The sequence below is a fragment of the Parabacteroides caecihominis genome (assembly GCF_023656785.1).
GTDB lineage: Bacteria > Bacteroidota > Bacteroidia > Bacteroidales > Tannerellaceae > Parabacteroides > Parabacteroides segnis.
Genome location: NZ_JAMOKS010000010.1, coordinates 13144 through 34897, shown reverse-complemented (window position 1 = coordinate 34897; position 21754 = coordinate 13144). Strand labels below are relative to the sequence as shown.

10 protein-coding genes are annotated in these 21754 nt (G+C 45.8%); all 10 read left to right on the top strand.

Annotated elements, in window-relative coordinates; all coding sequences use genetic code 11:
- The first annotated feature begins 211 nt into the window (after positions 1–211).
- The 10 genes from NBH14_RS10095 to NBH14_RS10050 all read left to right on the top strand — a co-directional run bounded on the left by NBH14_RS10095 (position 212) and on the right by NBH14_RS10050 (position 21754).
- Positions 212–2353, top strand: a complete 2142-nt coding sequence (locus NBH14_RS10095; protein WP_250817395.1) for a glycoside hydrolase family 95 protein — start codon at positions 212–214, stop codon at positions 2351–2353.
- Positions 2350–4590, top strand: a complete 2241-nt coding sequence (locus tag NBH14_RS10090) for a hypothetical protein (RefSeq protein ID WP_186959029.1) — start codon at positions 2350–2352, stop codon at positions 4588–4590. Before NBH14_RS10095 ends, NBH14_RS10090 begins: the two co-directional genes overlap by 4 nt.
- 443 nt (positions 4591–5033) lie before the next feature.
- Entirely contained in the window at positions 5034–7316 is a 2283-nt protein-coding gene (locus tag NBH14_RS10085) for a hypothetical protein (RefSeq protein WP_250817393.1), read from the top strand.
- 126 nt (positions 7317–7442) lie between these two features.
- Entirely contained in the window at positions 7443–9707 is a 2265-nt protein-coding gene (locus NBH14_RS10080; RefSeq protein ID WP_186959028.1) for a GH92 family glycosyl hydrolase, read from the top strand.
- Between the two features lie 120 nt (positions 9708–9827).
- Positions 9828–11564: a discoidin domain-containing protein gene (locus NBH14_RS10075; RefSeq protein WP_186959027.1), complete on the top strand. Its 1737-nt coding sequence runs from the start codon at positions 9828–9830 to the stop codon at positions 11562–11564.
- Between the two features lie 28 nt (positions 11565–11592).
- Positions 11593–14037, top strand: a complete 2445-nt coding sequence (gene galA / locus NBH14_RS10070) for a beta-galactosidase GalA (protein WP_186959026.1) — start codon at positions 11593–11595, stop codon at positions 14035–14037.
- Positions 14038–14050: 13 nt separating this feature from the next.
- Positions 14051–16267 carry a glycoside hydrolase family 3 C-terminal domain-containing protein gene (locus NBH14_RS10065; RefSeq protein WP_186959025.1) on the top strand — a complete coding sequence of 739 codons (2217 nt, stop codon included), beginning with the start codon at positions 14051–14053 and terminating at the stop codon, positions 16265–16267.
- A 376-nt stretch (positions 16268–16643) separates the two neighbouring features.
- Complete coding sequence (locus NBH14_RS10060; RefSeq protein ID WP_186959024.1) at positions 16644–17192, top strand: RNA polymerase sigma-70 factor; 549 nt, start codon at positions 16644–16646, stop codon at positions 17190–17192.
- Positions 17193–17259: 67 nt separating this feature from the next.
- Positions 17260–18270, top strand: a complete 1011-nt coding sequence (locus tag NBH14_RS10055) for a FecR family protein (protein WP_186959023.1) — start codon at positions 17260–17262, stop codon at positions 18268–18270.
- Positions 18271–18535: 265 nt separating this feature from the next.
- Complete coding sequence (locus NBH14_RS10050; protein WP_250817392.1) at positions 18536–21754, top strand: TonB-dependent receptor; 3219 nt, start codon at positions 18536–18538, stop codon at positions 21752–21754.

Below are 21754 nucleotides of genomic sequence, written 5' to 3'. Positions count from 1 at the left end.
GTGTATTTATTATATAATGGTAAATTTTACATCGGTAGGTTGTTAGTCGATAAAGGTAATTTGTAAAATGGCGATTAAAGTAATAATCAGGTTTGATATGAATCTATACAAGTGTGTTTTTATATGTATTAGTTTTTTTGTGTTGTTTGGGTTTTCCCAGGCATTATCAGCTGTACCTTCCGGGAGGAAGGTACAGACTGATTGTTTAAAGTTGTGGTACACAAAACCGGCTACAGGCTGGATGACTGAAGCCTTGCCGATAGGGAACGGTCGTATAGGCGCAATGATTTTCGGAGGAATTGAACAAGACACAATACAGTTTAACGATAAAACATTGTGGACGGGAAGTACGGTATCGAGGGGGGCATTCCAGAATTTCGGAAATATACGGATTGACTTCGGAACACAGGGACCGGTCACTTCCTATCAAAGGTCTCTGGATATAGAAGAGGCAATCGCTTCGGTCGGTTATCAACAGGAGGGAGTATCTTATAAAAGAGAATATCTGTCCAGCTTTCCGGATGATGTGATCGTTATCCGTTTATCGGCAGATAAGAAAGGGAAAATCAATTTCTCTTTATCATTAGAGGGTACCCACCCGGATGAAATCAAGGTTGTGGAAGGACGGGAGATCAGCCTATCAGGCAAACTTACTTTATTATCCTATGCTGCCCGTTTGCATGTACAAAACGAAGGAGGTTCGCTGACTGTACAAAACGGAAAGCTCCAGGTTGAAAACGCTGATGCTGCAACAATCGTGTTGGGGATGGGAACAAATTTCTCAGCGACCAATTCCTCTTATATCACGGAGGGAGATTCGTGGAAGAAAGCCGTAGACGCTACGGTTTCCAGGGCATCGGGAAAGAGTTACAAAGAAATAAGAAAAGCGCATGTCGCTGACTATCAAAAATTGTTCGGCCGGGTTCAGTTAAAGTTAGGGGAAAAGAAGTCCAATGTGCCGACCGATGAGTTGTTTGCCGATTATATGAAAGGTACATACCATCCTGTTGCCGATGTCTTATTTTTTCAATACGGGCGTTATCTGATGATTGCTTCATCACGTGACGGATTGGATGTACCGTCAAACCTGCAAGGGCTATGGAATAATAGTAATACACCGCCTTGGGAAGGAGACATCCATTCGAATATCAATGTGCAGATGAATTACTGGCCGGCGGAGGTCACCAATCTGGCAGAGTGCCATTTGCCTTTTATCAATTATGTCTATAACGAATCGCAGACGAATGAATCGTGGAAAAAGATGGCACGCGAACAGAATTGTAAAGGCTGGACAATGCGTACGCAGAATAATATTTTCGGTTATTCCGACTGGAATTGGAACCGTCCGGCAAATGCTTGGTATTGTATGCATATCTGGGAAAAGTATTTATACGATCCGTGTAAAGATTATTTGGAGAACATGGCATATCCTGTCATGAAATCGGCCTGTGAGTTTTGGATGGACAGGCTGGTGCTCGATAAACAGGGCTGTTGGGTTGCTCCCGATGAATGGTCGCCGGAGCACGGACCTTGGGAAGATGGAGTGTCTTATGCACAGCAATTGATAGCCGATCTGTTTGAGAACACGATTGAAGCTGGTAAGCTGATCGGCACGGACAATGTTTTCATAAAGGAATTGGAAGAAAAATATAACCGTCTGGATAAAGGACTCGCTATCGGTAGCTGGGGGCAATTGAAAGAATGGAAATATACAGAAGATGATCCGCAGGATACGCACCGCCACTTATCCCATTTGATTGCTTTGTATCCGGGGGATGCCGTTTCTCCATTGACGATGCCGGAGTATGCGAAAGCCATCGAGAAGAGTCTGGATGCCCGTGCCGATGTAGGAATGGGATGGAGTCTGACCTGGAAGATCGCATTAAGAGCCAGGTTGTTTGACGGGGAACGGGCGCACTCGCTGTTGAAAAAGGCGATGGTGCTGGCGGATGGTTCGCTGGGTAGATTTGGTGTTTATCCGAATTTATTGAATGCCTTGCCTTATCAGATAGATGGCAATTTCGGCGCGACAGCCGGAGTGGCGGAGATGCTGATTCAGAGCCACCGGAATGAACTCCATCTGTTGCCGGCCATTCCTTCCGTATGGGCGGATGGCGAAGTGCGCGGTTTACGGGGCAGGGGAGGCTTTGAAGTAGACATGGTTTGGCGGGATAAGAAGCTGGCTTCTGCACAAATTAAGGCTTCGGGAGATCGCGAGTGCACGCTTCGTACCGATGTCCCTTTGAAAGTTGTAAATGCCGGATATAGTTGTGAAAAAGACAAACACGGGCATTATATAACAACCTTTCAACCCCAGAAAAATAAAACATATAAAATAATAGCTGATAGATGAAAAAAACAATTATTCTATGTGCTCTCTGTCTTTTGTCGGGAGCTCATGTTGGTGTCATTGCACAACAAGCTTCATGGCTTCCGGTAGTAAAGAATGCGGATAAGCCTATTCGTTTGCTGGAGTGTACATACAATGAAGCAGAGTTAAAGCAAAGTAAGGAGATAAGTACGACCACTGCCTGGGAAGTCCGTACGGAACAGACTGCGGTGAAAGATGGTAAAACGTATACCTTCACCTTTACCGCCAAACAGGATATGAAAGATGCCGGCGTAGCAGTCGCTTTCGACCAATATGGCTGGACGAGCGATAACTACGTGATGATTCCCTCTTCCGTGTACAATGGAAACCGGCAGCGTATCGTTAACCGTGCGTATGCGACTGGACTGGATAATACCGATTACCGCCGGAAAGACCTGGCACTGACCTCTAACCCTATTCCTCAATTGTCCCCGGAATATGGTGCCGGTTCCCGCCTGGAAGTGAATATAAGTAATACGGCTACTCCGGCTATCACGATCCTGGACCGGGCAAAACAAAAGGGTATATTCCTGTTGACCGACCAGGGTATAGACTGGAATAACCAGGTGCTGGACCATGCCCTGATCGTGGAGGAAACTCCCGACAGAAGTGTGGCTTCCTTTATAATCAGTGCTCCGGGGGTACGTGAACGGAAGCCTGAATTTATCGGTTTCAGCAAAAGTCCCGACCGGGGCGTACAGGTAAAGAAAGGCGATCAGATCGTTATCCGGGTAACGGAAGTGACTTTCCCTTGTAAAGATGTACCTGAACTGCTGGCCCGCTTCATGAAAGACCGTAAGTCGCATGCCGGCGGAGAAGCGCCCCGCAACCTGATGCCGATGAGTGAAGTGTTGACCCGTATGGTGAAAAATATCGATGACCGTTACTATATCGGCGACCAGTGGCAATACTATTGCCCGGAAAATGCCAACTGGATGTCGTACGGTTGGATAGGCGGCCTGATGAATACGTATCCGATGCTGGCTTTGGGTGATGCGGAACATCTGCAAAAAGTGAAGAACACATTCGATTTCGCCTTGCCGCGTGCCAAAGGGAAAAGCGGATATTATTATGATGTGCTGGGAGCAGACGGAAAGCCTTTTTCCCGGGATGCCGCCGCCAATCATCCGGGAGTCGGACTGACCCGCAAGAACGGGGATATCCTGTATTGGATGGTTAAGCAGTTTATGTTGCTGAAAGAACAGGAAAAAGCCAATGCTATCGATCCTGAATGGGAAACCAATGTACGGCTCCTGGCGGATGCCTTCGTCAATACCTGGAAGAAACATGGGACATGGGGAAATTACCTGGACGTAGAATCCGGCGATATCGCTGTTTACAATACGACCAGTGGTGCCATGGCGGTGGCCGGCCTGGCATTGGCCTCCGACTATTATAATAATCCGGATTATCTGAAGGTCGCTTGTGAAGCGGCAAAAGATTACTATGACAGTTTCGCATTGGTCGGTTTTACTTCCGGTGGTTGCGGTGATATCCTGCAAAATGCGGATTCGGAGACGGCAGTTGCTTTGATGACTTCCTTGATGACATTGTATGAAGTAACCGGTAAGGAACAATATCTGAAACAGTCGGCCGACCTGGCAAACCTGTGTGCCACCTGGACTGTCTCTTTCCCTTACCGTTTGCCGGAGAATACTCCCCTGGCAAAGTTGGGGGCAAACCTGACCGGAGCCGTATGGGCCAGTACGCAGAATAAGCATGGCGCTCCCGGTTTCTGCACCCAGTCCGGCGATGCCCTGTTCAAATTGTATCGTTCGACCGGCGATGCCTCGTATGCCGAACTGTTGCGTGATGTCATCCATGCGCACGCCGAAGGTATCCAGCCGAATGGAAAGATTACGGAACGCCTGACCTATTGCGATGCCGACAGCCGGGGTTCACGTGGCGACGGCGGACAGACGGGTTGGAACGAGACGAACGGTGCCCTGATGGCGTTGGAAATCCCCGGTATTTATGTGCGTATCGACCTCGGTTCGTTGTACATCTTCGATCATGTGGAAGCGAAAATAGTAAAGCAAAACAACAAGCAGATGGTTCTTCAAATTACAAATCCTACCGCCTATGATGCCACCGTAACAATCTTAGCCGAGAATGCGGAACAGGCTTCCCGCCCTCTGGGTGATAACGCTTTCCTGCAATGGAAAGACAAGGTGACGGTAAAGGCCGGTAAAACGGTAAACTATAAGATAGTGTTTTGAATTTATAGGGGGGGCGGTCATAGAATATGTGCCAATGTGGCAATTGGGAAAGAAATGAACTATCTGCTAATTATAGGATGAACCAATTAGTGACGGTGTCTTCAGGCTGTAGGCCTGTAACAAACTAGCCCAGGGTTCCAACCCTGGGTCCTCTTGAGTCCTTCTCTTCCTGAGGCACCCTGTAGGGGTGCGACAAGATGAAAAGGGTTGATATTTAGCTTGTCCCGCCCTTACAGGGCGGAAAGGCAGGAACGAGTTTTCATAAACCCAGGGTTAGAACCCTGGGCTGGTTTGTTAAAGCCTTACAGGCTTACATTGACACCGTAAGGGTGGTTCACGAACCGCCCCTACCAACAACGCTACATTCAAATTTGACAATAATTGAACCCAATATGAATCCAAACCAATATCTGAATTGCAAACAAATTAATTGAATAACTTATATGGATAATATGTGTAAGAAATGTATCTCTCTCCTGGCTGTATCCTTGACGCTTTTCGGTTGTACGACCGAAAAGACATGGGATTTTCAGACCGATTATTTCAGTATCGGCATTAACGACAAAGGGTATATCACGAGTATGAAGAATACGACTGTCTCCCCGAACCGCGAGTTCAGTCCTGCCGACAAACCCTCTCCGTTGCTGTCCCTCTATGACAGTGAAAAGAAAGTGTATTATACGCCCCAAAAGGCCGTTTATAATGCAGAGGCTGATTGTTTTACCCTTGAATACCCGAACGGTTCGGTAGCAACGATAACCCTGCAACCGGCCGATAAATATTTCAAACTGACCCTGAACAGCCTCGAACCCCGGAATGGCATCGACTGCATCCAATGGGGTTCCTATTATACCAATATCGACAATCTGCTGGGCGAAATCATCGGAGTGGCCCGCGATACCAGCGATGTAGTCAATTACAGCATCGGTATGCTTGCCCTCAACGACAATACCATTGGCGGTACCGCTGATATAGAAGGGGATGCGGCTCCATTCCAATATATCATTCATACGCCCGACGCGAAACGTTTCCCGTTGCCGGACAGCCTGCATGAAGGACAGGTGTTTACACTGGGCGGAAACGGCATCAGCGACGTCGCTTTCTATGCCAATAAAGAACCTTATTACCGCATCATGTACGGAAATGCCGCGATGGTCGATAGTCTGGGACGTATCTTTTTGAATTATCAGTCGCGCGACCGTACGAAAAGTCGTCAGGTTCATTATTCCCTGATTCCTAATATGCCGGCCAATATTCCGAACCATATCGATGTGGAACCGATTCCGGGAGTCGATTTTATCGGTTCTTCCATCGCCTTGTGGGGAAGTCCCGACAGCACGGCTTTGATGGACGTGATACAGAATATCGTCCTGTCCGAAGGACTGCCTCATCCGACTGTCAATGGAAAATGGATTAAAGACCCAGCCGCCTATTCGCCCGATGTTATGACCAGCGGAAACCAGTACGACAGCATCATTTCCTATACCGCCAAACTCGGTTTCCCGGCTATCCATGCCTACGACCAGGGTTTCTTGCGTCCCGACCGTGCCAATGAAGGTTATCTGGACGGCAGGAACCAGGAAAAGAAACCTTTCCGCTTTCACTCGGGTAACAAATCCCACCGTGAATTTGCCGACATGGCGGCCGCGAAAGGTATCATGCTGGGACGTGTCAATATAACGAATTCACTGGCGCCGGGCACGAAGGATGCCAGCCCTGTTCCGAGCGATAGCCTGTGTTATCAGCAGAAACGCATCTTGATGAAAGACCTTTCCCCCGAAGATACCGTTATCATTGTGGACGATCCTACCTATCTGGAAGAAATAGCCAGCTGGGAAGGACATTGTGAAAATCTGAATATGGTAAAGATCGGCGGCGAACTGATTCATTACCTGGGTGTCTCCGAAACAGCCCCTTATACCCTGAAGAATGTGACCAGAGGTTATTGGGGAACCAAGCCAACCGCACATAAGGCGAATGATACCGTCTATAAATTGCAGGTAACCATCAATTACGGTTACGAAGGCATTATCCCGAATCTGGCCCTCCAGGACAAGATCGCCGAATATTATGCCGATGTATCCCATCTGTGCGGTTTGACCCTCTACGACTTCGACGGGCAGGAATTCCTGTTCAATAACGGTCACGGTTACTATTCCGCCAAACGTTTCTTCCGGAAAATGTTCGGTCGGGCGAAAGAGTTGGGAGTACCCTATATCCGTTTCTCCGGCGCTACCCTGTCGGAAGGTTCGTGGCATTACCAGAGTGTCTGGAATGTCGGTGGCGGACGTAACCTCTATGATATCGATACCCGCGAGTGGGGCAGTGCCACCAGCCAGGGAAAAGACTTGCGCGATGTGACTTATTCCAATTATTACCCGGTCTCTTTCGGTGGAAACTTTGCCATTAAAGATACCTCTACCGTTGAGCAGTATGAACATGTACAGGCAATCTCGGTCGGTTACGGGGCCACTTACTTCTTGGCGATCAACCAGAAAGATGTGGAAAGTTGCCCGCAGAAAGATCAGATATTTGCTGCGATCCGTACCTGGGAAGATGCCCGCCATGCCAACGCTTTCCCCCGTGCGATAAAGAAACTCCTGCGCGACCCGTCCTACGACTGGCGGCTGGAAGCAGGCGCAGACGGTAACAGTTGGACGCTTCATCGGCTTGTCGATGGAAAAAGTGTGGAAACCTTTGACCTGAAACGGGCGAAAGGTTATTAAAATAGCACAGTAGTGTCACTAAGGATAGCATTATAGTGTTACATATAGTAGCTCTATAGTGCTATGCATAGTGGCACTATTGTGTTATTTGTCGTTTGAATCTTGAATCTTTTTAAATAATAATCTATGTATATTTCTTCATCATCTTTTAGCTATCGTCTGTTAAGTGGCTTGCTTTTCTGCCTGCTGATTGCCTGCCGGAATGAGGCAGACAGTAATAATCAATATGTAAATAAATGGATTGGGACCGGTTTGGAAGGAAGGGTGGCTCCTGTGGCGTCTGTTCCGTTCGGGATGATGCAGATAGGAGCGGATACGCGTCCGTATGGTGCCGGCTATCATTATGACGATCCCTCTATCCTGGGCTTCAGCCATCTGCATAAAAGTGGCGGAGGATGTGCCGATTTTCTGGATATCTTATTTATGCCCTTACCTTTGAATAGCGGTATGACGGACGAAGAACTTTATTCAAAACAGTATCAGGCGGTATTATCCCATAAAGACGAGAAGGCCGAACCCGGATATTATTCTGTCGGTTTATATGATAAACAATTGACGGTTGAACTGACGGCTTCCCGACGCTGTGGCCTACAGCGGTATACGTATGCCTCTGAAGGTGAGATACCGGTGATTGTCGATTTAAAATATGGCTCGGAAAGTGCTTGTACCATACAAAGCGAGCATGATGTCGATACGGTGTATGCGTCGGCTTTTGAATGGATTGATCCGTATACCGTTCGTGGATATCGTTGCTCGAACGGATGGACGCCGGGGCAACAGGTTTATTTTTATTCCACCTTTTCTTCCCCTATTAAAGAGTGCGTTTTATATGTCGACGACCGTCGAATGGAAGGGATGACTTCGGCAGAAGGAACGAATATAAAGGCTTTATTGACTTTTGAGAGTAATACGGGCGAATTGGAGGTCCGGACGGCACTCTCTTCGGTGGATACACAGGGGGCTGCCAAGAATCTTTGGGCAGAGACAAAAAATAAAACATTTGATGCCATCCGCGAAGAGGCCGCCGGCAAGTGGCACGATGTGTTAGGGCAGATAGAAATCGAAACGACAGACCGTAAGAAGAAAGAGTTGTTTTATACTTCTTTACATAATGTGATGCTGTATCCGTTTTTATTTTCTGATGTGGATCATTGTTTCAGGGGACCGGATTGGCTGGTCCATCAGACGGACGGGTTCGATTATTACGGGGGAGTCATCGGTTTTTGGGATACGTTCCGGGCGGCCTGCCCGCTTCTTTCGGTGCTTCATCCGGAGGTGGCCGAAGACTATGTAAAAACGTTGCTGGAGCATTATAAATATGCCGGACAGTTGCCTATCTGGACGTTGTGGGGCATTGAGAATTATCAAATGACCGGAATACATTCGCTTCCCGTAATTACCAATGCTTATTTGAACGGTATTATCGGTTTCGATACGGAACTGGCTCTCAAAGCAATGACCGAATCGGCGATGAAGGATACATGCGGGTATTCGATGGGGTATTTCGTCGGATTGGAAAATTATAGGAAATACGGTTACGTCCCTTGTGATATGGAAATGGAATCGGTGGCCCGCACACTCGAATATGCTTTCGATGATAGGGCACTGGCACGTTTTGCCGAACAGATAGGAAGAAGCGAAGAGGCCGCTTATTTCAATGAACAGTCTTTCAATTATAAAAATGTATTTGATACTGATATTTGCTTTGTCAGGGGAAAGACAAAAGAGGGTAAATGGCGTACACCTTTTGCTCCGTTGGCATCTTCGCATCGTAAGGATGATTATTGCGAGGGGAATGCCTGGCAGTGGTCTTTCTTTGTTCCTCACGATGTGGAAGGGTTGGCGGCTTTGGTGGGCGGAAAGGAACGGCTGGCTGCCCGCCTGGATTCGCTTTTCACAATGTCTTCTGCATTGGAGGGCGACGATGTATCCGGTGATATCTCCGGCCTGATCGGACAATATGCCCATGGCAACGAACCCGGTCATCATACGATTTATATGTATAATAAAGTGGGGCAGCCATATAAAACCCAGAAGTATGTCAATCAGGTACTGACAACCTTGTATAATAATACGCCGGATGGCATATGCGGGAATGAAGATACGGGGCAGATGAGTGCCTGGTATGTCTTTAGTGCCTTAGGTTTCTATCCGATGGACCCGGTTTCCGGCCAATATGAGTTGGGAGCTCCTTTGTTTGAATATGCAAAGATCAAACTGCCTTCGGGTACGGATTTTATTATAAAGGCCAGAAATCTATCCGATAGCAATATCTATGTCGATAAAGTCTTTTTGAACGGGGAGGAATTGAAGCGAACCTATATTACTTTCGAAGAAGTATTGCAGGGAGGAGAACTGGTATTCGAAATGAAGGGAGAAGATATGATATAGATGTTGTTATGTATACAATAAATATGTGCGTTTTTATTGTTTATATGATTGATAGTCTGTATATTTGTGGCCGTAGATGCTTGAAAAACATAATAATAAGATGTAATTTGTACAAGAAGTATGAAAAGTTTGTTGCTAACCTTTCTGATTGCACCGTTATTGATCGGTTGCCAGGATACTCATCTGATAAAGGCAAAGATTGCCCAGTCCCCGAAAACCTTTTGTAACCCGGTCAACCTCAACTACCGGTTTATGAAAATAGATGGAGGTGAGGGGATTCGCGAAGCTGCCGACCCTGTTGTGGTGTCGTTTAAAGACAAATATTACCTGTTTGCCTCTAAGTCGTCCGGCTACTGGTATTCCGAGGATTTTACAGATTGGAAACATGTCTTCATCACCGATTCCGTGTTGCCGATAGAGGATTATGCACCGGGGCTTTTTATACATAAAGACCATCTCTATTATGTCGGTTCTACGCATGGGAAAGGCATGCTGTACCGTTCGGCTGCACCGGAAACGGGCGAGTGGGAACCGGTGAAGGAAATCTGGTCTTACTGGGACCCCGCTTTTTATGTGGAAGGGGATAATCTCTATATGTACTACGGCTGTTCGCCCGTAGACCCTATCTATGCACAGGTTTTGGACCTGAACACCCTGGAGGCCCGGACAGAAGTGATTACTTGTTTCAACAGTAATAAAGAAGAATATGGCTGGGAACGGACAGGCGAACACAACGAATTGCCCCGCCGCCCTTATATCGAAGGAGCCTGGATGACGGCTCATCAGGGGAAATATTATTTACAATATGCCGCTCCCGGAACCGAATGGAAATCGTATGCCGACGGAACGTATGTCAGCGACTCTCCCTCGGGCCCTTTTACCTATATGGAAAACAGTCCGGTCTCTTATAAGCCGACAGGCTTTATCGGGGGAGCCGGGCATGGTTGTATGTTTACCGTAGGTAACGAAAACTATTGGAAGGCGGCGACCAATTCTATTTCCGTCCGGCATATGTTCGAACGGCGTGTCTCTTTCTTTCCGGCTGGTTTCGACAAAGACGGCTATCTCTATACGGATACTTATCTCGGTGACTATCCGATGTTTTTACCTACGGGAAAAAGACAGGCTTCCGGCAGCAACCAACCCGGTTGGATGCTGCTTTCTTACGGCAAGACGGTTACTGCTTCCTCTACGCTGGATGGTTTTCCGGCAGAGAACATCGTGGATGAGGATTCGCGTACGGCCTGGGTTGCCGCTACCAACAACGATACGGAATGGTTGCAGGTGGATTTGCAACATCTTTCGTCTGTCAATGCCATTCAGGTCAATTTCGATGAATATGGGGCCAAACAGAAGGGCTTCGTTCCGGGTGTTTACCAGAGTTATGTGATTTATGCCTCGGTGAATGGGGAGGACTGGTATCCGGTAGTGGATTACAGCACGAAAAAGACGGATACCCCGCACGATTATATCGAGTTTGAAGAACCGTTCAAGGCACGCTATATCAAACTACAGAATAAGGAATATACCGTATCGTCCAACCTCTCGGTCCGCGATTTGAGGATATTCGGTAACGGCTTAGGCAGCAAACCCCGTCCGGTGAACGGCTTTACGGTTAAGCGGAATGAAGAAGACCCGTGTAAAGTCAGCCTGGCCTGGAACGAAGTGCCGCATGCCCAGGGGTATATTGTCCGTTATGGCATTGCCAAAGACAAGCTGTATAGTAATTTCCAGGTGATGGGAGAGACCTCGCTGGAGATCGGCAGCCTGAATAAAGGAGTTACTTATTATTTCACGATAGATACTTATAACGAAAACGGCATTACCCGGACCGAACAGGTGGAGGTCTGCCGTTAATCCATTTAAGAAACAATAGATCAGAGAAATGAAAAGATTGATTTTTACAGTGATGTTATTACTCCCCTGCCTCTGGCTGGGTGCCCAGTCACAGCGGGAGAGAGAGTTGTTGAATCAGGATTGGCTTTTTGCTAAAGGGCATGCGGCCAATCCGGAGAAGGATTTTAATTACGGGCAGGCATTGTCGTTCTCTAAGATTGCCTTTTTGCAGGAGTCGACTATGCTGGATGCAGACCAGGAATCACGTTTGGCTATTCCTCATACGCAACGGTTTGACGATAGCAAGTGGGAGAAGATCTCTTTGCCTCATGACTGGGGGATGGCTTTGGGATATAGCCAAGAGCAATTCAAGATGAAAGGATACCGCAAGTTGGGCGGACGTGCACCCGAAAACAGTGTGGGCTGGTATCGGAAACGGTTTACTCCCGAGTTGGTAAAAGGGGATAGGTATACGCTGGAGTTTGAGGGTATCTTTCGTGATGCACAGGTATGGATGAACGGTGTCTATTTAGGACGCGGTGAGAGCGGTTATGTACCTTTGGTCTTCGATGTAACGGAATGCCTGAATTATGAAAAGGATGCGGAAAATGTGATTTCCGTCCGTGTAGATGCGACTCATTCCGAATTATGGTCGTACGAAGGTGCCGGTATTTATCGGAATGTATGGTTGACCCGCACGGCTCCCGTGCATATCCCGCAATGGGGGACGTTTGTCACCAGCGAAGTGGATCTGCAAAAGAAGGAAGCCCGTGTGAAGGCACAGATAGAAGTGACGAACCAAAGTGGTAAATCGGTCGATCTTATTGTGCAAAACAGTATAATCGACTGTCAAGGGAAAGAAGTAAACAAGTCTGGTACAACCCTTACCGTACCCTCGTTGGAAACGAAAGAGGTGGAAACATACATGGATGTACGGCAGGTTGACTTATGGTCGTTGAAGACTCCGACGCTTTATACGTTGCATACTGATATTTTGTTGGATGGGGCAGTGGTCGATAGCTACGATACCTCTTTCGGTATCCGTGACATCCGTTTCGATGCCAACGAAGGTTTCTTCCTCAATGGCGAACGTGTACAGATTCAGGGGGTATGCTGCCACCAAGATCATGCCGGTGTGGGGATTGCCGTTCCTGACCAGCTGAATGCGTGGCGAATCGCCCGTCTGAAAGAGTATGGAGTAAATGCATACCGCGCCTCCCATAATCCTCCGACGGAATCTGTCTTGAATGCTTGCGACACGCTGGGTATGCTGGTCATGGATGAACTGCGTGTATTGAGCTCCAGTGATGAAGGTCTGAGCCAGCTGAAGACAATCATTCGCCGTGACAGGAATCATCCGTCTGTTATCATTTGGTGTTTGGGAAACGAAGAACCAGCCATACAGGGAACAGAGAAGGGGCGTATGATTGTTGAGCGCATGAAAGCCGTCCAGCGCAAACTGGATCCTACTCGTCCGTGCACGGCTGCCATGAACGGTAGTTGGGGGGAAGGTTTTACCTATGCCGTAGATGTACAAGGTTCTAATTATTACAAAATAGGCAATATCGACGCAGTACATGAAAAGTTCCCGAACCTGCCTTGTATCTTCACCGAAGAGGCAAGTACGGTGATGACGCGTGGTATTTATGAGACTGATGCAAAGAAAGGTTTCCATCAGGCTTACGATCGTGATGTTCCGGGATGGGGAGCACGTGCACAAGAATGGATGCGTTATGTCGATGCACGCAAGTTTGTTGCCGGTGCTTTCGTATGGACCGGATTCGATTATGGAGGCGAGGCGCAGTTGCATTTCTGGCCGGGTGTAGTTTCTCATTTCGGAATATTAGACTATTGCGGCTTCCCGAAAGATGCATTCTGGTATTACAAGGCTTGGTGGACGGAAGAGCCGGTGTTGCATGTGCTTCCCCATTGGAATGGAATCGGTACGGATTCGGTCGATGTACATCTGTATACCAATATGGATGAGGTGGAATTGTTCCTGAATGGTAAAAGCCTGGGTAAAAAGACGGTTGAAAAGTTCGATATTCCTGCTTGGCGTGTTAAATATACCCCGGGTAAGCTGTTGGCTAAAGGAAAGAAGAACGGAAAGAAATACACCGAGTTGGTGGAAACTACCGGAAATCCGGCTTCCTTGCAACTGGTCAGTGAAAACGGAACTTCTATCCAGGGCGATGGTAACGACGTTGCTATCATTACCGTAAAAGTGTTGGATGCCAAAGGACGTGTAGTACCTACTGCTGAAAACGGAATTCATTTCGATGTCCGTAACGGCAAGATCCTGGGAGTGGGTAATGGTAATCCTTGTAGTCAAGAACCTGATGTCTTCCCTGCCGGCAGCGATGTACACCGGAATGCTTTTAACGGCTATGCCCAAGTACTTGTCACCAGTGACCGTTCCGGACAACCTATCGAATTGACTGCTGTATCGGAAGGGTTGAAAGAGAGTAAGATAATTGTAGAAGTAACCAAATAAAATAGGCAATCACATGAAAAGCAAACTGAAAAGTATCGTGTTACTGGCCGTTCTCTCTTGGGGCGGCCTGACGGCACAAACGTACGACTATCCGTTTCGTAATCCGGACCTTCCATTGGATGTTCGGGTACAGGATATCATTTCCCGTCTGACGCTGGAAGAAAAAGTCCAGTTGATGAAGCATGCCGCCCCGGCTGTTCCCCGTTTGGGTATTCCTGCTTATAACTGGTGGAACGAAGCGTTGCATGGCGTGGCTCGTACGAAGGAAAAGGTGACTGTTTTTCCGCAGGCGATCGGTATGGCTGCCACCTTCGACACGGAAGCTTTGCAGAAGATGGGGGATATGACCTCTTCGGAAGGACGCGCCCTGTTCAATGAAGACCTGAAAGCAGGCAAGACCGGCGAAATCTACCGTGGCTTGACTTATTGGACTCCGAATATCAATATCTTCCGTGATCCCCGCTGGGGACGTGGGCAGGAGTGCTATGGTGAAGATCCTTATCTGACAGGTAAGATGGGGACGGCCATTGTCCGTGGCTTGGAAGGTAATGATCCGCATTATCTGAAAGCGGTAGCTTGTGCCAAGCATTATGCTGTGCATAGCGGACCGGAAGGCAATCGGCATTATTTTGATGCACGTACCTCTTTGTATGATTTATGGGATACGTATCTGCCGGCTTTCCGCGAGTTGGTGACGAAGGCGAAAGTGCATGGCGTGATGTGTGCCTACAATCGACTGGAAGGACAACCTTGCTGTGGTCACAATGAGTTGTTGCAGGATATTCTTCGCAACCAGTGGAAGTTTGACGGTTATGTCACTTCCGACTGTTGGGCGGTGACTGATTTTGCCCATCATCATAAAACACATAGCAATGATATAGAGGCTGTGGCTGATGCTGTACTGAAAGGTACAGACTTGGAGTGTGGTAATTTGTATCAGAAACTTCAGGAGGGTGTTCAGCAAGGTATTATTTCAGAGAAGGACATTAATGTTTCTTTGGCTCGTCTTTTCAAAATACAATTCAAGCTGGGTATGTATGATCCGGCCGACCGTGTACCGTATGCTACGATCGGACGTGAAGTGATCGAATGCGATGCGCATAAGGCACATGCTTACAAGATGGCGCAAGAGTCGATGGTCTTATTGAAGAATAACAAGAATATACTTCCCCTGAATGCTTCCAAGATTAAAAGGATTGCTTTAATCGGTCCGAATATGGATAATGGCAGCACATTGCTAGCCAATTATTTTGGTGTTCCGAGCGAAATCATAACCCCCTACAAGAGTTTGAAGAAACGTTTTGGCAATACGATTCAGATCGATACGCTGACAGGTGTCGGTATTGTTCAGAAACTCGAAGGCGCTCCTTCTTTTGCCCAGGTGGCTGCTCAGGCTAAGAAAGCAGACATTATCATTTTCGTGGGTGGTATCAGCGCTGATTACGAAGGCGAAGCCGGTGATGCCGGAGCTGCCGGTTACGGTGGGTTTGCCAGCGGTGACCGTACAACGATGAAACTGCCTCCCGTGCAGACCGAACTGATGAAGGAACTGAAAAAGACGGGCCGTCCGCTGATCCTGGTCAATATGTCCGGTTCCGTGATGAGCTTCGACTGGGAGAGCCGCAATGCCGATGCGATCCTGCAAGCCTGGTACGGCGGACAAGCTGCCGGCGATGCCATCACCGATGTTCTCTTTGGCGACTATAACCCGGCCGGCCGTATGCCGTTGACTACCTATATGAATGACGAGGATCTTCCGGATTTCGAGGATTATTCGATGGCGAACCGTACGTATCGTTATTTCAAAGGCGATGTAAGATATCCGTTCGGCTATGGCTTGAGTTATACAACCTTCGGGTATGCTCCTTTGCAGAATGCCTCCACCGTCAAGACCGGAGAAAGCATTCAGGTAACCACAACCGTAACGAACACCGGAAAGCGTGCCGGCGACGAAGTGGTTCAGTTGTACGTATCCCATCCGCAGAACGGCAACACCCGTGTTCCCTTACGTGCCCTGAAAGGTTTCAAACGTATCCATCTGGATAAAGGTGAAAGCCGACAGGTAACCTTCACCCTTTCTCCCGAAGAACTGTCTTTGGTGGATGAAAAGGGTAACCAGGTCGAGAAAGAAGGCACAGTCGAATTATATATCGGCGGCGGCCAGCCTTATAAATCGGAAGGTAGCTTCGGGGAACTGAAGATTGAAGGGGAGAAATATGTAGTTTATTAATTTCTATTGCATATCACAACTGTGCTCCTTTCATATCACAGTTGGATTCCGTTTGTTTCACAGATGGATTTCTTTTGTATCACAGCTGTGATACGCAAAAAGAATCAGCTGTAAATAACAGGGAAAAGCAGCCAAACAGCACTGCCTCCCTTGTAATAACCAATAACCGGAAGGGAGATAGAACGAACACTTCGGTATACGAGCTTGCAGGCGATTGATCCGTTTTCATATCTGTTGGGATCAATTACTGCAAGCTTTGTTATTTTTACTCCGATATTGATTGTATAATTATTTATTTACTTATTTTTGCGCGGGGATATAAGGAGATGAGACATCCGCTTTTTACTATTATATACAGAGAAAAAACTATATTGCTATGATTATTAACGAGAGCACATTCAAAGATGCATATAATGAATATTTTGAAATTATATGCCGCTTCCTGAATTATTATACCCGTGATTATCAGGTGATAGAAGAAGTCGTGCAGGATGTCTTTGTAAACCTTTGGGAAGATTACGAAGGAAAAGACGTTCAGTACATCAAGACCTTTCTTTATAATAGTGCCCGTAACCGGATGTTGAATTATTTGCGTGATGAAGAAAACCACAATGTCCTGTTAGAGAAATGGGCCCGCATCGAGTTGGAGAAGAACGAATCCATAGATTGTGTTGACCGGGAGTTATTCTATCAGCTATTGCAAGCCGCCGTTGAGTCTTTGCCGGAGAAATGTAGAGAAATATTCATCTTGAGCCGCGAAGAGCAACTAAGCTATAAAGAAATAGCACAAGTAAAAGATATATCCGTAAAGACTGTTGAAAATCAGATGGGTATCGCACTTAAAAAGATCCGGGAATATCTGACTGCACACTCTGATGAAACCATTGCCCTTCTCTTCCTTTTACTAAAACTGACAGAAGAATAAAAAAATATTCATATCCTTTTGGGGGTTTTGACCCAGTCCATGTGTCTACTGAATAAAATAGCAGAATATGGACGAAAAACAGATACCTTACGAACTATTGGCGAAATACCTCTCCCGGCAATGTACGGCCGATGAGCAGGAACAGGTTATCCGCTGGCTTGACGAAGAGCCAGGACATCACCTTTTACTGGATAAGTTAAGAAAGCAGTGGGAAGCTGTCCGTTTGGACACTTCTGCTTATGTGATACCGGATAAGAAAATGGTTTGGGGAAAGATACAGGACCGTATCCGGCATAAAGTGAAACAGGTTCCGTTGTATTCACGTTCCCTGTTGATCCGCGTCTCTTCCGTAGCGGCTGTCGTGGCGTTGGTTCTGGGTTTTGCTTTGTCTTCTCTGATCAATAACCCGGAAAAATCCTGGCAGGCTGCTCAGTTTGAAAATGTGATTATAGCTCCTCCCGGACAAAAAACACAACTTGTCTTGCCTGACGGGACGCTTGTCTGGTTGAATTCCGGTTCACGTTTATCTTATAATTATCAATATAGTACATACGACCGTGTCGTCAATCTGGAAGGAGAGGCATTCTTTGATGTAAAGAAAGATACTCAATATCCATTTATTGTGAAAGCCGGGGAAGTAGATGTCAAAGTGCATGGTACGGCCTTCAATGTCAGTACCTATGCGGATGAAGAGAATATTATGGTTGCCCTGCTTCGTGGTAAAGTAAGTCTGTTATCGGCTACCGGCCAGAATTTGCTGACTTATTTATCTCCTAATCAGGAAGCCATAGTTTCTAAAAAGAATTTGTCTTGTCGGGTCGAATCCTGTGATGCGGAAATCGAAGCCAGTTGGCGGCATAACCTGTTAAAGTTTGATGGTGCTCCAGTGGAAGAAGTATGGAAGAAATTGGAGCGTTGGTATGGAGTGGATATTACATTATCTAATGTGGATACCCTTAAGTCTTATTGGTTTACAATTAAGACGGAATCATTGACGGAATTATTAGAGATGATCAATAAGATATCTCCGATAGAGTATAAACTGGACGGAAAGGAGGTGACGATCAGATATAAATAGAGTGTCTTTTATCAGACGTGTTTTGCCTTATGCGTAAAAGGCACAGAGACCCCTAATCTCCATGCCTTTTGAAATATATATACCTGTACTTTTATCCTGCCGAAAATTAGACAGAATAACTAATTGATATATAAAGGCAAAGATATAATATATTTTATAATCTTAAAGCTATTACATAATGTTTAAATTAAGAAGGAAGTTAATTCCGTTATTACTTGCGTTATTTATATTCAATTCTACTTATGCCCAAAGTGAAAAAATTGATTTGTCAATAAAGAATGAATCGCTTCGGCAGTTAATTAAACAGATAGAAACAAAAACTGATTATTCCTTTATGCTGGATCAGACAGTAGATCAGTCACAAAAGGTATCAGTGGAGGCTCGCCAGGAAAGTCTGGATGCTATTTTGAAAAAAGCTTTTGCGGGAAAACAAATCAGCTATGAAGTGGTAGGGAAACAGATTATTCTGAAAATATCGCGTAACAGTCAAAGTAGTCAATCCCGAAAAATTAATGGTACAGTCAAGGATCAGAATGGGGAATCTGTTATCGGAGCGAATGTCTCTGTAAAAGGAACGACAATTGGAACCATCACTGATATTGATGGAAATTTTATCTTGGAAGTGCCGGAGAATGTGGTAATTCAAATTTCCTATATAGGATATATTACCCAGGAGATCAGTTTGGGAAACAAAGAACATTTGGATGTTCTGTTGAAAGAAGATTTACAATCTTTGGATGAAATCGTTGTGATCGGTTACGGAACAACTAAAAGAAAAGATTTTACAGGTTCTGTATCTTCCGTCAAGCTGGAGAATTCTCCGATTTCTTTGGCGACAAATACAAATGCATTGGAATCCCTGAAAGGAAATGTGACCGGACTTGATATTGGTGCTACAAATACGGCAGGGGGAACTCCTTCTATGCAGATTCGCGGACAGAATTCCATATCTGGTTCAAACGATCCGTTGGTGGTAGTAGATGGAGTTATATTTATGGGAAGTGTTAATGATATTAACCCTAATGATATAGCTTCTTATGATGTCCTGAAGGATGCTACTTCAGCTGCTGCATATGGTTCCCGTTCTGCTAACGGAGTAATTATTATTACAACTAAAAAAGGTAAGCAAGGCAAGCCGGTCATCCATTTTAATGCAAAAGGAAGCATGCAGTCGTGGCATCTTAAACCGGAACTGATGAATGGCGAACAGTGGCTTGATGCAACTTCTGCGGCAAACGGATATTCTGATTATAGTTTTTTGGTTCCTCAGGAAGAACTGAATTTGAATTCAGGGAAAGAAATCAATTGGCTGGATGAAATCTCACGGACAGGATGGACCCAGGATTACCAGGCTGCTGTATCCGGAGCAGGGGATAGAATGAATTACTATTTGTCTGCTTCTTATACTGAGAGTGGTGGCGTGATAAAAGGAGATGATTATGAACGTGTTTCAGTATTAGCTAAGATAGATACCGATATTACAAGTTGGCTGCAGATCGGTCTTGATGCTGCATATACCCGAACAGATTATTCCGGCCTTGGTGCTAATATCTGGTCTGCTACAATATTATCTCCGTATGCAATGATGTACAGACCGAATGGGATGCTTGAAGCTATACCTGACGGTACACGTGGTAGAGGTAATCCTTTGTGGGGGATCGATGATGAGTCGAAGAAAGAAAATGTAGACTTTCGTGATAATCTTCGTGCAAATGCATATGCCGTAGTTAAATGCCCATGGATTTCCGGTTTAAGTTACCGTTTCAATTATGCAGGAAATCTTAATTACAGGAAATCCGGTGACTTTACGCATGAGTCATACAATGTTCCGGTCGGATCGTATGATGATGATTCTCGTTACTCTGTTGCAACTCAAAATAGTTATTTAAGTAGTGCCGGAGGTAGTATGGCAAACGAAAGAACAACCAGTTATGTGATTGATAATATTTTAAATTATAACCAGGTATTTGGAAAACATAGCATTGATCTGACAGCTGTAGCGACTCGTGACTATCAGAAGTATGAATCTCAAACTTTGTCGGGTAGTGACTTTGCATCGAACGGGAACACAGCTTTAGGGTTGAACGGCCTTCATTACGCTTCTACACAGAAAATTTCTTTGAATAACTGGAAAAGAACGAATATCGGATATTTTGGACGAGCATCTTATTCGTTTGACGACACTTATTATATGACAGCTTCTTATAGGAGAGACGGTTCGTCTGTTTTTGGTGCAAATAACAAATGGGGTAATTTCTGGGCCATAGGAACAGCCTGGCGTATCACCAATGAACCGTTTATAAAAGGTGTGGCTTTTCTGGATGATATGAAGATAAAACTTTCATGGGGTAAAAACGGAAATCAAGGATTAACACAATATTCCACATTGTCACAGGTTGCAACCGGCCATTCCGGAGGGATATATTATCCTTTTGGTAATTCAGGAAAACCGTCATACGGTATTAACCAGAGTACTATCGGTAATTCAGACTTGGGATGGGAGACAACCGAAGCATGGAATATGGGATTTGAATCAACCTGGTTGAATAGTCGTTTATTCGTCGATGTAGATGTTTATTTCTCTAAAACATATGACCAGATCTTCTCCCGGTCGATTCCTGTTATGACGGGATTTGCAAGTATGTATTCTTCTATGGGAGAAGTCAAAAACAGAGGTGTGGAAGCTACTGTACGGACTGTCAATATTCAGAATAAGGAATTTAACTGGACTACGGGACTGACATTCTGGTTGAACCGTAATAAGTTGGTTCATCTGTATGGAGAGGATCTTGATGGTGATGGAAAGGAAGATGATGATATTGGAAATGGCCTGTTTATAGGGGAGTCGATACATTCTATTTTCGGATATGAACAGGATGGAATTGTTCAGACGGATGATACTGAATATATGAAAGCCAATGGTGTTTCTGCCGGAACTCCTAAGTATGTGGATAAAAACAACGATGGAGTGATTAATGAAAAAGATCGTTCTATCATAGGGAATAAAGCTCCTAATTTCAAGCTTAACTTAAGTAACACTTTGCAATATAAAAACTGGGAATTATATGTTATGATTGCCGGTGTATTCGGAGGTAACGGTTATTATCAGGCCGGAAATACGAACGCTTATATAACAGGCGGGGATAGAAAGTGGTTTGCTTCCAACGGTCTGTACATTCCTTATTGGACAGAGGCGAATCCGAGTAACAAATATCCGTCTGCAACTTTTACAGGAGATAGCTATTTCCTGGGGTTACAAAGCCGGGCTTATGTACGTTTACAGGATGTTACGCTTTCGTATACATTCAACCAGCCATGGGTGAAGAATATGGGAATTAATAATTTTAAAATGTTCATCACAGGGAAAAACCTGGCAACGATTACCGGTTGGGACGGTGGTGATCCGGAAACAGGTAGCACTGCATTGAGTCAGACATATCCGATAATGACGAACGTATCTTTGGGTTTGAATTTGAGTTTCTAA